Source organism: Streptomyces sp. Wb2n-11 (assembly GCF_001049855.1).
GTDB lineage: Bacteria > Actinomycetota > Actinomycetes > Streptomycetales > Streptomycetaceae > Streptomyces > Streptomyces altiplanensis.
Window position 1 is genome coordinate 6621285 of record NZ_CVPB01000001.1, and the last position, 13393, is coordinate 6634677.

The 13393-nt window shown below is 72.4% G+C and carries 10 protein-coding genes and 2 pseudogenes; 8 read left to right on the forward strand and 4 right to left on the reverse strand.

The annotated features are described in order from the left end of the window. Positions 1 to 133 precede the first annotated feature (133 nt). The 3 genes from BN1555_RS30255 to BN1555_RS30265 all read left to right on the forward strand — a co-directional run bounded on the left by BN1555_RS30255 (position 134) and on the right by BN1555_RS30265 (position 4412). On the forward strand, positions 134 to 1204 hold the full coding sequence (locus BN1555_RS30255; protein WP_093802316.1) for a hypothetical protein: 1071 nt from the start codon (positions 134 to 136) through the stop codon (positions 1202 to 1204). Between the two features lie 129 nt (positions 1205 to 1333). Further along, a complete protein-coding gene (locus tag BN1555_RS30260; RefSeq protein WP_255306260.1) occupies positions 1334 to 1735 on the forward strand; it encodes a hypothetical protein in 402 nt (133 codons plus the stop codon). A gap of 121 nt (positions 1736 to 1856) precedes the next feature. Beyond that, on the forward strand, positions 1857 to 4412 hold the full coding sequence (locus BN1555_RS30265; protein WP_093802318.1) for an alpha-L-arabinofuranosidase C-terminal domain-containing protein: 2556 nt from the start codon (positions 1857 to 1859) through the stop codon (positions 4410 to 4412). Between the two features lie 119 nt (positions 4413 to 4531). Here BN1555_RS30265 and BN1555_RS30270 read toward each other — a convergent pair whose 3' ends face one another. The 3 genes from BN1555_RS30270 to BN1555_RS30280 form a co-directional block, all read right to left on the reverse strand. Further along, entirely contained in the window at positions 4532 to 5506 is a 975-nt protein-coding gene (locus tag BN1555_RS30270) for a hypothetical protein (RefSeq protein ID WP_093802320.1), read from the reverse strand. Between the two features lie 112 nt (positions 5507 to 5618). Beyond that, the gene (locus tag BN1555_RS30275; protein WP_093803750.1) at positions 5619 to 6632 is read right to left on the reverse strand and encodes a zinc-dependent alcohol dehydrogenase; all 1014 of its coding nucleotides are present in this window, start codon (positions 6630 to 6632) and stop codon (positions 5619 to 5621) included. After that, positions 6632 to 7780, reverse strand: coding sequence for a mandelate racemase/muconate lactonizing enzyme family protein (locus tag BN1555_RS30280; RefSeq protein ID WP_093802321.1), 1149 nt, complete (start codon positions 7778 to 7780; stop codon positions 6632 to 6634). Before BN1555_RS30280 ends, BN1555_RS30275 begins: the two co-directional genes overlap by 1 nt. A 224-nt stretch (positions 7781 to 8004) precedes the next feature. On the opposite strand from BN1555_RS30280, the gene BN1555_RS30285 reads away from it, so the two are divergent. The 4 genes and pseudogenes from BN1555_RS30285 (at position 8005) to BN1555_RS30300 (ending at position 11305) form a co-directional block, all read left to right on the forward strand. Beyond that, positions 8005 to 8775, forward strand: coding sequence for an IclR family transcriptional regulator (locus tag BN1555_RS30285; RefSeq protein ID WP_093802322.1), 771 nt, complete (start codon positions 8005 to 8007; stop codon positions 8773 to 8775). Then, complete coding sequence (locus BN1555_RS30290) at positions 8772 to 9635, forward strand: SMP-30/gluconolactonase/LRE family protein (protein ID WP_255306261.1); 864 nt, start codon at positions 8772 to 8774, stop codon at positions 9633 to 9635. The genes BN1555_RS30285 and BN1555_RS30290 overlap by 4 nt, the downstream gene beginning before the upstream one ends. A 105-nt stretch (positions 9636 to 9740) precedes the next feature. Then, positions 9741 to 10837, forward strand: a pseudogene (locus BN1555_RS30295) (NADH:flavin oxidoreductase/NADH oxidase). 111 nt (positions 10838 to 10948) lie between these two features. Further along, positions 10949 to 11305, forward strand: a complete 357-nt coding sequence (locus BN1555_RS30300) for an ArsR/SmtB family transcription factor (protein ID WP_093802324.1) — start codon at positions 10949 to 10951, stop codon at positions 11303 to 11305. A 24-nt stretch (positions 11306 to 11329) separates the two neighbouring features. Here BN1555_RS30300 and BN1555_RS30305 read toward each other — a convergent pair whose 3' ends face one another. Continuing rightward, entirely contained in the window at positions 11330 to 12694 is a 1365-nt protein-coding gene (locus tag BN1555_RS30305) for an FAD-dependent oxidoreductase (RefSeq protein WP_093802325.1), read from the reverse strand. Between BN1555_RS30305 and BN1555_RS41710 the strand changes: the two are divergent. Then, positions 12675 to 13388, forward strand: a pseudogene (locus BN1555_RS41710) (DUF6214 family protein); the annotation flags it as partial. The gene BN1555_RS30305 and the pseudogene BN1555_RS41710 overlap by 20 nt on opposite strands. Positions 13389 to 13393: the final 5 nt, after the last annotated feature.

Genomic DNA, 13393 nt, shown 5'->3' on the forward strand with positions numbered 1-13393 from the left:
GCGTCGCCGCAATTCGGGCGGCACGCCGGGCGCCCCGGCCCCGCGTCGCCCTCCGGCCGGAACCGGACGGTACGGCGCGGTCGTGGTAGCGGGGGGAAGTGATCAGGGGTACCGAGGTGAGGGGAGTGCGCCGGTGACCGGTGCGACGGTACGGATCGACGGGGACAGCCTGCTGCTGCCGGGCGGGGCGCGGGTGCGTTTCGTACGTACGCTGCGTCTGCCCGAGAAGGGGACGCACCCGCTGCCGCCGGGCCTGGGCGGCTTCCCGCTGCGCAGGGTCGAGGACTACGCCGGCACGGTGCCCCCGGAGTGGTCGGCCAGAGGCGGCGTCATGCTGCCCGTGCGTCTGCGGGAGGCGATGTGGCTGAGCTTCGCCGGGACCGCGGAGCCGGGCGCCCTCCGGGTGGGGGCGGGGAAGGTCTGCGCGGTGTCGGGGAAGCCGTGGAGCGGCGGGCTGTCACGGGACCCGCAGAACTACCTGGTGCTGCCGCGCCAGCCGTGGCTCGACGGGATCAACTCCGGGACGGGCACGGTGCGGCAGTTCGTCGCGGTGCCGCTGGGGATGGGCGCGACCGTGGAGGGCCAGGTCACCGGTGAGGAGAAGTGGGGCGGGCTGCAACTGCAGGCGTGGCCGCTCAAGGACGGCCCGCTGGCGGCGTGGCGGGAGCAGCAGAGGCGGGCGGCGGAGCATCCGGTCCCGGGGGAGGGCCACGGTCCGACGGCAGGGTACGGCATGGCGGCCCCCGGGGCCGCCGCGCCGCCCCCGGCCCTGATGTCCGCCGGGCCCGGCAGCGGGCCGGGCGGCGCTCCCCGGCCCCGGGCGGCGGCGATGGGGCTCGGCGTGGGCGGCTCCATGCGCCAGGAGGTCTACAAGGACGACCGGCCCGCTTCCGACTGGGCCGACGAGCCGTCCGGCCGGGTCTTCGTCCACCTGGTGACGCCCCCTGAGTGGCGGCGCATCACCGGCGAAGAGCCTCCGCCGTCCCCCGTGGACCGGGCCGCGTACACCCGGGCGGGCCTGCCCTGGTTCGACTACTACGACGCCGACGGCGAGGACTTGGCGGCCACGGACACCCTGGGCGGGGTGAAGCCGGTCGGCGAGTGGCTGGGCGAGGACCACACGCCGTGGCAGCAGCCGTCGCCGCACCAGGTGAAGCCGCTCGGTGACGCACCGGGCAGGCCGGTGGCCGACGGCGACTGGTAGTGGCCGGGGCCCGGGGAGCGTGCCCACGACCCGCAGGTCCGGGGACCGGGAGCCGGGGGATCATGGAGGGCGTTCCCGAAGCGCCCGCCGGCACGGTCACGGCGGGCACGCACGCCCGAGGAGAGAAACATGCCCGACATCCGCATGCACACCGCCCCGGACGGCCCGGCGGCCCTCGTCGAGGTCGCCCCGGGACCGTCCGTGAACGCGGAGGCGGGGCAGATCCACATCGGTGCGCGGGGCAGTGCGTACGTCCCCCTGGTCGCCACCCCCGCGCAGGCCCGGGAGCTGGCCACGGCGCTTCTGCGGGCGGCCGACGCGGCCGAGGCGCAGGCCGAGGACACGCACCCGACCGTCAAGGCGGGCGAGCTGCGGCGCGGTGACGTACGCAGCGGGGAGCGCACGATCACGGTGGACCGCGTCAGGACCGACGGCGGCACCGTCCACGTCACGTGGACGTCGGACGCCGGGCGCCGCTGGACCCAGGGCTACCCCGCTGACGCGGACGTCAGCCTCCGGCGCCGCGCGTAATCCGTCACGAAAGAATTTCCTCATGATGCAGAGGAGTTGACCTTCTGCGGGCGCCTGCCTATGTTCTCGTTCGGGATTGTGGTCAATGTCCGATATTTCGAACGAGACATCAGGAGCCCAGATGCAAGGTCCGAGAAGGCCCGGACGCGGTCTCGCCGTCGCGGCCGTACTCACCGGTCTGACGGCCGCACTCGTCGTCGCACCCACCGAAGCCCCGGCCGCGGCGGAAGCGGCCGACTACTCGATCGACGTCGACCCGGCAGGGACCGGGCCCGCGATCGACGACTCGATGTACGGCGTGTTCTACGAGGACATCAACCACGCCGCCGACGGCGGCCTGTACGCCGAACTCGTGCAGAATCGTTCCTTCGAGTACGACCGCGTCGACAACCGCGCGTACACCCCGCTGACCGCCTGGAGCGAGACCGCGAGCGGCGCGGCGACCGGCACGGCGCGCGTCGTGGACGACGCCGGGCGCCTGAACGAGCGCAACCGGCGCTACCTGCGGCTCGACCTCAACGGCGACGGCGACGGCAGCGGCGGCCGCTTCGGCATCGCGAACTCCGGCTACAACGCGGGGATCGCCGTGCAGGCCGGCAAGAAGTACGACTTCTCGGTGTGGGCGCGCACCGACCGCGCGGGCGGAACGCCGCTCAGCGTCGAACTGCGGGACGGTTCCACCCAGTTGGCGAAGCCCCTGCGCATCACGGCACGCGGCGACCGCTGGGCCAAGTACACCGGAACACTCACCGCCCGCACGACCGGCGAGGCCGGCCGGCTCGCCGTCACCGCCGGCGGCAGTGGCACCGTACGGCTCGACATGGTCTCGCTCTTCCCCCGCGACACCTACAAGGGCCGGCCGAACGGCCTGCGCAAGGACCTCGCCGAGAAGATAGCCGCCCTGAAGCCCGGCTTCCTGCGCTTCCCCGGCGGCTGCCTGGTCAACACCGGCAGCCACGAGGCGTACGAGGCCCCGAACTTCGAGCGCAAGCGGTCCTATCAGTGGAAGGACACCGTCGGGCCGGTCGAGGAGCGGGCGGTGAACGCCAACTTCTGGGGCTACAACCAGACCTACGGCCTCGGTTACTACGAGTACTTCCAGTACGCCGAGGACATCGGCGCGATGGCCCTGCCCGTCGTCCCCGCCCTCGTCACCGGCTGCGGCGAGAACAAGGCGACCGACGACCCCGCGCTGCTCCGGCGCCACATCCAGGACACGCTCGACCTCATCGAGTTCGCCAACGGGCCCGTGTCCTCCCCGTGGGGCAAGAAGCGGGCGCGGATGGGCCACCCCAGGCCCTTCGGCCTGACCCACCTGGAGGTCGGCAACGAGGAGAACCTCCCCGACGAGTTCTTCGCGCGCTTCACCGAGTTCCGCAAGGCCATCGAGGCGAAGTACCCGGACATCACCGTCATCAGCAACTCCGGCCCCGACGACAGCGGCACCATCTTCGACCGCGCCTGGCAGCTGAACCGCGACGCCGATGTCGCCATGGTCGACGAGCACTACTACAACAGCCCGCAGTGGTTCCTGGAGAACAACGACCGCTACGACGCCTACGACCGCAAGGGCCCCAAGGTCTTCCTCGGCGAATACGCGTCCCTGGACAACCGCTTCTCCAACGCCCTCGCCGAAGCCGCCTTCATGACCGGCCTCGAACGCAACGCGGACGTCGTCAAGCTCGCCTCGTACGCCCCGCTCCTCGCCGACACCAACGACGCGCAGTGGCGGCCCGACATGATCTGGTTCGACAACACCGACTCGTGGGGCAGTGCCAGCTACGAGACGCAGAAGCTCTTCATGAACAACGTCGGCGACGAGGTGGTACCGAGCCGCGCGTCCGGCACCCCCGCCGTCAGTGGCCCGATCACCGGCGCCGTCGGCCTGTCCACCTGGGCGACGGCCGCCGCGTACGACGACGTGCGGGTCACGTCGGCGGACGGCGAAAGCCTGTTCACCGACGACTTCTCCGGTGGTGACAGCCGCTGGACGAAGGCGGCCGGCACCGGCTCCTGGTCCGTCCAGGACGGTGCGTACGTCCAGTCCGACGCCGCCGCCGAGAACACCCTCGTCACGGCGGGCGACGCCGCCTGGCACGACTACGACCTGAAGCTGAAGGCCACGAAGAAGTCCGGCAAGGAGGGCTTCCTCGTCGCCTTCGGAGTCAAGGACACCGGCAACTACTACTGGTGGAACCTCGGCGGCTGGGGCAACACCCGCTCCGTCGTGGAGAAGGCCGCGGGCGGCGCCAAGCAGACGCTCATAGAGCGCGGTACGACCATCGAGAGCGGCCGTACGTACGACATCGAGGTCAAGGTGCGCGGCCGGCAGGTGACCCTGTTCCTGGACGGGAAGGAGTGGGGCAGCTTCACCGACGACAAGACCGCCGAGCCCTTCCGCCAGGTCGTCACCCGCGACAAGGCGACCGGCGAGCTCATCGTCAAGGTCGTCAACGCCCAGGACGCCCCCGCCCGTACGGAGATCGACCTCGGCCGCCACGCCGACGTGGCGTCCAAGGCCCGGCTGACCACGCTCCAGGGCGACCCGGACGCGGTCAACACCTCCACCGACCAGCCGATCAGGCCCCGCAGCTCCACTCTCGAGGGGATCGACGACACCTTCACGTACACCTTCCCCGCGAACTCCGTCACCTTCATGCGCATCAAGACCGGCTGACACCCGGCCCGACGCAGTCCGAAGCCCCCTGCCGGAACCTGATCCGGCAGGGGGCTTGTGCGGTGTGCCGTTCCCCGACGACCCCTCCGTACACGCGCTCACCCGCGCGTCATGACGGGTCAGTCCTTCTCGGAGGCGGTGATGGGGAACCGGTGGAGAGCCCCGGGCAGCCGGGAGCCGAGCGGGGACATCCCGCCGTCCGCGCCGTGCCGGGCGAGCAGATCGAGCACGAGACGCCCCCGGCGTACGCGCTCACGGGCGCCGGCCAGCGCGGTGTCGCGCAGCTGGGCGCCGTACGGATAGATGCCGGGGGACTTCGAAAGCCCGAACTTGAGGTAGAGCGGTGCGCCGCGCCGGATCAGCTCCGCCGCCTCGTACATCCGGATGTAGCCGCCGAGATCGTCGGGTGCCTCCACGTAGAGGTCCATGGGGGCGCGGCTGACCCGGCGGATCTCGGTGAAGTGGGCGAGGGTGAGGTCGGAGGGGATGTTGACGGAGTCCGCCCCGAGCCTCTCGTACACGGCGTACGAAGCCGGATTGACCGGGCCGATCAGCGCGGACACCTTGAAGGTGGTGTCGGCGGGCAGCAGCCCGTCGGCGCGCAGCCGGTGCAGCGTCCACAGCACGCCCTCGTCGGCGACCAGCAGGCACCTCACCCCCAGCGCCGATGCCCGCAGGGCGTCTTCGACACAGCCGGCCAGGGCGTCGTGGCCGCGGGCGCGGAGCCCCGCGCCGCCCGAGTCGGTGCGGGTGGCCGCGCCGGTGTCCCAGGTGCCGCGCGGCCCGGTGAACAGGCAGAGCTCGATGCCGCGTTCCGCGCAGGACTCCACCATCTCGGTGATGTCGGCGTCGGTGAGCATCCAGATGCCGCTGCCCTGGCTGATGCGGTGGACCGGGACGTCGAGGCGCGAACTCTCCTTGAGTACGACGGCGAGCGCCTCCGGGCCCTCCACCGAGGGCACCTCGGTGCGCCAGGTGCCGCCGTCGGGGAACGCGTGCGGGGAGGAGTCCGCGGGGTTGTCGTCCGGTGTGGCGTGGCCGATGCGGGCGAGGGCGTCGGCGCCGGGGCGGCGGGGGGCTGACGGGGCTGTCACGGGACTCCTTGGTTCGGCATCTCGGTCAGGATTCGGTTCATGGCGCACACCTGCGCGCCGGTCACTGCCGGCCGGCTCCGGCCGCGCCGGGAGAGGAAAGGTCTCCGGCCGCTCACGACGGCCGCAGCAGCACCTTCCCGGTCTTCGGATCACCGCCCCCGACCAGCGCCACCGCATCGCCGAACCGCTCCAGCGGGAACTCGTGGGTGATCAGCGGACGCGGATCGATCAGCCCGGTGCCGAAGGCCCGTACGGCGAAGGCCCAGGCCGACGACGGCGCCCCGAAGACGGACCGCACGGTCAGCTGGCTCAGCGACAGATGCACCAGGTCGATCCCCGTCGCACCCGCGGTGAAGATCCCGGTGAGGATCACCCGGCCGCCGCGGCGGGCCAGCAGGCAGGACGAGGCCGCGGTGGAAGGCGCCCCGGCGGTCTCGACGACCAGGTCGTAGCGTCCCGCGAGGTCGTGCGTCTCCTCGGGCGTACACGCGTGGGTCGCCCCGAACGCCAGTGCCTGGACGGCCCGTTCCATGCGCGGGTCGAACACCGTCAGCTCACCGGGGCTGCCGGCCGCCAGCAACTGCACGGCCAGCAGCCCGAGCGTGCCCGCGCCCACCACGGCCACCCGCTCGCCCGCTCCGGCCTGTCCGGCCCGTACGGCGGAGGCGACCACGGCGGCCGGCTCCAGGAGCGCGGCGGCCCGCAGGTCGGCGTCGTCGGCGAGCGGATGCAGCAGCCGGGCGGGCACGACGACATGGTCGGCGAAGGCGCCGGGCCGGGTGAAGCCCGTCTCGTCGTACCCCGACGCGCACAGTGACGTGTCGCCGCTGCGGCACCGCTCGCAGACGCCGCAGGACCGGAATCCCTCGGCGACGGTCCTGCGTCCGAGGAGCCCCGCGTCGACCCCCTCGCCGACCGCCTCGACGGTCCCGGACCACTCGTGCCCCGGAATCACCGGATAGCGCACGTACGCCGCGTCGCGGTGACCGTCGTACACCTCGCGGTCGCTCATGCAGATCCCGGCGGCGGCGACCCGCACCACCACCTCTCCGGGGCCCGGTCCGGGCGGAGGCCCCGTGACCAGCCGGTGCGAGCCGGGCCGCTCGACGACGACCGCGCGGCTGATCACTTCGGTTTCCTCTGCTCCCAGCCCTCGGCCCACAGGTCGAACCTGGCCTGCTGCTGCGGGAATTCGTCCGCCGCAGCCGTGTCGAGCTCGACGCCGAGGCCGGGCGCGTGGGAGACCTCGAAGTAGCCGTCGACCACCTCGGGCGCTCCGCGCACCACCTTCTTGATCTCCGCGTCGGCGAAGTCGTTGAAGTGTTCGAGGATCTTGAAGTTCGGGGTGCAGGCGGCCAGTTGGAGGCTCGCCGCGGTCAGTACGGAACCGCCCACGTTGTGCGGGGCGATCTGCACGTAGTGCGTCTCGGCGGTCGCGGCGAGCTTCCTGGTCTCCAGGATGCCGCCGATGTGTCCCACGTCCGGCTGGATGATGTCGGCGGCCTGCGACTCGAACAGTTCGCGGAACTCGATCCGGTCGTGGATGCGCTCGCCGGTGGCGATGGGCATGTCCACCTTGGCGGCGACCTTCTCCAGCGCCTTGAGGTTCTCCGGCGGGACCGGCTCCTCCAGCCAGGCGGGCTCGAAGGGCGCCAGCTCGCGGGCGAGCCGTACGGCCGTGGCGGGGGAGAACCGTCCGTGCATCTCCAGCATCAGCTCGGTGTCCGGGCCGATCGCGTCCCGTACGGCCTCGATCAGCGACACCGCGTAGAGCGTGCCGGCGTGGTCGAGCTCGTAGTGCCCGGTTCCGAACGGGTCGATCTTCAGCGCGCGGTAACCACGCTCGACGACCGTCTGCGCGGCCTTGTGGTACGCCTCGGGGGTGCGCTCCGTGGTGTACCAGCCGTTGGCGTACGCCTTGACCCTGTCGGAGACCTTTCCGCCGAGCAGCTGCCAGACCGGCACGCCGAGCGCCTTGCCCTTGATGTCCCAGCAGGCCATCTCCACGACCGCGATGCCCGACATGACGATCTCGCCGGCCCGTCCGTAGTCGCCGTACTTCATCCTGCGGACGAGATCCTCGACGGCGAAGGGGTCGGATCCCGCGATGTGGTTGGCCTCGGCCTCGCGGAGATAGCCGAGCAGCGCGTCGGTGCGGCCCAGCATCCGGGTCTCACCGACACCGGTGAGACCTTCGTCCGTACGGACGACGACATAGGTGAGATTGCGCCAGGGTGTCCCGACGACGTGCGTGCTGATTCCCGTAATGCGCAAGGCGGTTGCCCCTTGGAGGTGTTCGAGATTTCGTTATGCGTTCGAAATTCTGGCGTGACCGTAATCAGCCGGTCCTCAGGGTGTCAATGGCCTGCCGCCGTCCCCGCGTCGCCCGCGCGCCGTCCCTGCGTGGACATTGCCGGGCGAACGAACCTGCGGCTAGCCTGTGTTCGTCATACCGGTCAATGGCCGGAGTTTCGAACAGAAGAGGTGGGTGGCCGATCGTGGGACGACTGGTTCCGGCGGTGACCAGGTCGCTGGACATACTCGAGCTGTTCCTGGAAGGGGACGGCACGCTGTCCGCGCCCGATGTCACGCGCAAGCTCCAGCTGCCGCGCACCACGGTGCACGAGCTGCTCACCACGCTCGCCGCGCGCTCCTACGTGGTGCCCGTGCCCGACCAGCCCGGCCGCTACCGGCTCGGTGTGCGTACGTACCAGCTCGGCAGCCGGTACGCGGAGCAGCTCGATCTCGCCGCCGAGGGGCAGCAGGTGGCCCGGGAGGTCGCCGAGACCTGTGACGAGACCGTTCACGTCGCCATCCTGGAGGACACGGACGTCATCTACATCGCCAAGGTGGACTCGACGCACGCGGTCCGGATGGTCTCGGCCGCCGGCCGCAGGCTGCCCGCGCACTGCACCTCCGTCGGCAAGATGCTGCTCGCCTCGCTGCCGCAGACCCAGCTCGATGCCCGCATCGAAGGCCGTGAATTCGTTGCCATGACCCCCAACAGCATTACCGATCCGGGGGAGTTGCGCACCGCACTCGCGAGGATCCGGGAGCGCGGGCTCGCCTTCGAGCACCGGGAGTCCAACCCGGACGTGAGCTGCGTGGCCGCCCCGGTGCGGGACAGCGCGGGCCGGGTCGTCGCCGCGCTCTCCATCTCCGTACCCATGATCCGGTGGAGCGAGGAGCGGGAGGCCGAGCTGTCCGAGCTGGCGGCCAGGGGCGCGACCGACCTGTCGGTCCGCCTCGGTCACCGGGTCCGCCCGTGAGCCCGGTCGCGAGGCCGTCCGCGCGGCCGGACGTCGCGGTGCGGGAGCGGGCGTCGCTCGGCGAGGGGCCGACCTGGGACGCGGCGGCGGGCCGGCTGGTCTGGGTGGACATCCTGTCCGCGCGCATCCACACGTACGACCCGGCGAGCGGCCGTCGTACGGTCATGGACGCCGGACAGCACGTCGGCGCGGCCAAGCCGCGAGCGGGCGGCGGCCTGGTCGTCAACCTCCGCGACGGGATCGGTCTGTACGGGCCCGACCTGGCCTTCTCCTGGCTGGTGCGCGACCCCGTGCCGGGCCGCCGCGGCAATGACGCGGCCGTCGCCCCCGACGGGGCGCTGTGGGCGGGCACCATGCGCTACGACGAGGAGCCGGGGGGCGGGAGCCTCACCCGGGTCGCACCGGACGGCACGGCCGTGCGGGCGCTGACCGCCGCCGTCAGCAACGGCACGGACTGGAGTCCCGACGGACGGCTCATGTACTACGTCGACAGCCCCACCCGCGGTATCGATGTCTTCGACTTCGACGGCCGCGAGGCCGTGAACCGGCGCCGGCTCGCGGAGATCGAGACCGGTGCCGGCTTCCCCGACGGCCTGACCGTCGACGCCGACGGCTGCGTCTGGGTGGCGCTCTGGGACGGCGCGGCGGTCCGCCGGTACACCCCGGACGGGCGGCTCGACCGGGTCGTCGCGCTGCCCGTGCGCCGCCCCACGGCCTGCGCCTTCGGCGGCGCCGGCCTGGGTGACCTGTACGTCACCACGGCCCGGACCGGCCTGGCCGCCCCGCACCCGCTCTCCGGTTCGCTGCTGGTGCTTCCGGGTGCGGGCCGGGGGCTGCCCCCGACGCCGTTCGCCGGCTGAGGCGCGATTGTACGAGAGACCTCGTAGTTTGACGATCGACGTAGTACGGTGTGTATCGTACTAAGCGCAGTCGGTCCGGCTGCACCAGTCGAAACGGAGTCCCTCGTGAGCGCCCTCTTCGAGCCCTACAGCCTGCGATCGCTGACCATCCCCAACCGCGTCTGGATGGCGCCCATGTGCCAGTACAGCGCGGAGGTGTTCGGGCCGAACGCCGGTGTCGCGCACGACTGGCACTTCGCCCACTACGCCGCCCGCGCCACGGGCGGCACCGGCCTGATCCTGGTGGAAGCCACGGCGGTCAGCCCCGAGGGCCGGATCAGCCCGGCCGACCTGGGCATCTGGAACGACCGGCAGGTCGAGGCGCTGCGCCGCATCACCGCGTTCCTGGAGAGCCAGGGAACGGTCCCCGGCATCCAGCTGGCGCACGCCGGGCGCAAGGCGTCCACCGACCGCCCCTGGCGCGGCGGCGCCCCGATCGTCGCGGACCCCGAGGCCTGGCAGCCCGTCGCGCCGAGCCCGCTGCCGTACGACGAGGGCCACCCGGCGCCCGCCGAACTGTCCACCGGGCAGATCACGGAGATCGTCGGACAGTTCGCGGACGCGGCGCGGCGGGCCCTCGCGGCCGGGTTCAAGGTCGCCGAGATCCATGGCGCGCACGGCTACCTGATCGGCGAGTTCCTCTCCCCGCACAGCAACCACCGCACCGACGCGTACGGCGGCTCCTTCGAGAACCGCACGCGCTTCGCCCTGGAGGTCGTGGACGCGGTGCGCGCGGTGTGGCCCGAGGACCTGCCGCTGTTCTTCCGGATCTCGGCCACCGACTGGCTGACCGAGAACCCGAGGACGAGCGGGACGGCTGGACCGCCGACGACACCGTCCGCTTCGCCCGTGAGCTGCGGGCGCACGGGGTGGACCTGCTCGACGTCTCGACGGGCGGACTCGCGCCGCGGACGCGGATCCCCGTCGGCCCCGGCTACCAGGTACCGTTCGCCGAGCGGGTCCGCACCGAGGCGGGGCTGCCCGTCGCCGCTGTCGGCCTGATCACCGACCCGGTGCAGGCCGAGAAGATCCTGGCCGACGGCCAGGCGGACGCCGTACTGCTCGGCCGGGAACTGCTGCGCAACCCTTCGTTCGCCCGTCACGCCGCGCGCGAACTGGGCGGCGAGGTGCACACGCCCGACCAGTACCACCGTGCGGTCTGAGCGTCTTCCCGTGAGCGGGGCCGCGGTCCGGTCGGCCCCGCCCGCAGGTCGGTCCGCATCGAATTACGATGAGTGTCGTACAATGGTGCTCCCGGACGAACTGGAGACGCCGTGAACGCCGTTACGACGAGTGCGCGTGAACTCGCGCATCCCACGCGCGACGAGATCCGCCTCGAAGGGGTGCTCCACGCGCTCTCCGACCCCATGCGACTGCGCATCGTCCGCGAGATGGCGGTGGCCGAGTCCGAGCTCTCCTGCTCGTACTTCACCCTGCCCGTCACCAAGTCCACGACCACCCACCACTTCCGCGTACTGCGCGAGAGCGGTGTGATCCGGCAGGTCTACCGGGGAACGGCCAAGCTCAACGGGCTGCGCCGTGAGGACCTGGACCTGCTCTTCCCCGGCCTCCTCGACCGCGTCCTCGCGGCGGCCGCACTGGAGGCGGACCGACTCGGCACCGACGGCTGACGCCGAAGGACGCGCGGCGGGCCGTCAGGCCCCGCCGTGCGCGGCGGCCAGCAGCCCCGCCCAGTCGTGGAGCTTCACCGACCGGCGCCCCAGGGAGACGCCCAGCGCCGCCTCCGCCGCCTCGATCGCCCGCCAGCCGCTCCACACGACCGGGCGGATCCCCGACTCCCGCAGTGCGTCGAGCGGGTCGTCCACGAGCGGGCGCAGGGCGAGCGCCGGCGCGTCCGCGAGGAGCGACGCCACCGTCTCCTTGGCGCACGGCCGGTTGGTGCCGATGACGCCCGTCGGGCCCCGCTTGATCCAGCCCGCCACGTACTCGCCCGGCGACGGGACGCCCTCCCGCAGGACGCGACCCCCGGCATGCGGCACCGTCCCGCTCCCCGGGTCGAACGGCAGGCCGGCGAGCGGCGCCCCCCGGTAACCGACCGACCGCAGCACCAGCTGCGCCTCCACGTCCTCGTACGTTCCCGTGCCGCGTATGCCGCCGCTGCCGTCGGGCACCGTGCGCTCGAAGCGCACCCCCGCCGCCCGCCCGCCTTCCTCCAGCACCTCCACGGGCCGCAGGAAGAACCGCACGTGGATACGGCGCGCCCGCCCCCCGGAACCGCCCGCGGCGGCCCAGGCCCTCAGTACCTCGACATTGCGCCGGTTCACGGCGGGAAGGGCCGAGGCCACCGCCGACCCCGGGTCCGCGTACGCCGGGTCCAGGGCGAGCTCCTCGGGCCGTACGACCACCGCGGCGTCCGGCAGGGTGCCGAGCTCCCGCAGTTCCTTGGTGGTGAACTTCGCCTGCGAAGGGCCGCGCCGGCCCACCATGTGCACCTCGCGCACCCGGCTGCCCGCCAGCATGTCGAGCGCCGGCTGCGGCACATCGGTGGCCCGCAGCTCGTGCGCGCCGCGCGCCAGGATGCGGGCCACGTCCACCGCCACGTTGCCCACCCCGATCACGACGGCCGAACGCGCGCCCAGCATGAAGCCGCGCCCGGACGCGTCCGGGTGGGCGCTGTACCAGGAGACGAAGTCGGTGGCCGACCAGCTCCCGGGCAGGTCCTCGCCCGGAATGCCGAGCCTGCGGTCCGTCGCGGCCCCGACGCAGTAGACCACCGCGTGGTAGAGATCCAGCAGCCGCGCGCAGGACAGCCCGGCCGTTCCCACCTCGGCGTGGCCCACGAAGGTGATCCGTTCGTCCTCGAGCACGGTGCGCAGGCTGTTCTGGAGCGACTTGATCTTCTCGTGGTCCGGTGCGACGCCGTAGCGCACCAGCCCGTACGGACAGGGCAGCCGGTCCAGTACGTGCACCCGCACATCGGGCACCGCGCTCTGCTGCACCAGGGCCTGCGCGGTGTAGACCCCGCTGGGGCCTGAACCGATGACTGCGACTCGAAGCACGGCGGGGGCTCCTTCCCGCGAAGGTCTCCAGCATGGCATCGAACGGCGGGCCGGGGGAGGTGTCCGCCCCCGGGCCCGAACGGTGCGGGAGACCCTCCACCGGGTGCCTTGCGTCGTACACGCTGCGCGCCGTGGCGGGCCGGGGGCGGGACGGGGTTACGTTTCCACCGTGCTGGAAAGTGCTTTTTTTGACGTCAACAACCATTATGAACCGAATGCGGCGGCGCCGGTATGGCCCGTACGGGGCCCGGAGGGCCGCGCCGCCGACGCCGTCTCCCCGCCCCGGCCCGCCTGGTTCAACGTGCGGCTCACCTTCGCCGACGGCGCCGGGATCTACGTACTCGCCACGATGTCGGCCGGGCGGATCACCGTCGAGGAGGTGTGTGCGGACCTGCCGCTCGACGGCTTCACGGTGGCCGCGGAATGGGTCGGGGAACCGGCCGGCGGCGCCTGCCGGGTGGCCGTCGAGGCCCCGCGTACGCCCGCCGTCGCGGCGGACGGGCCGCAGCCACCGCCCGTCGGGCGCGCCCGCCCGTCCTGGCCCGGCGGCAGGGCGGGCCGGCGGATCGCGGCTCAGGCGTACCGGGCCGCCCAGCAGGCGGGGCGGGACCCGGTGCTCGCGGTGATGTGCGCGACGGGGCGCAGCCGCCGCAGGTCGCTCAGGCTGATCGCGGGCGCGCGTGACGAGGGCCTTCTGTC

Coding starts and splice junctions, on each gene's coding strand:
- BN1555_RS30260 (WP_255306260.1), top strand. CDS start 1,334: ATGCCCGACATCCGCATGCACACCGCCCCGGACGGCCCGGCGGCCCTC.
- BN1555_RS30265 (WP_093802318.1), top strand. CDS start 1,857: ATGCAAGGTCCGAGAAGGCCCGGACGCGGTCTCGCCGTCGCGGCCGTA.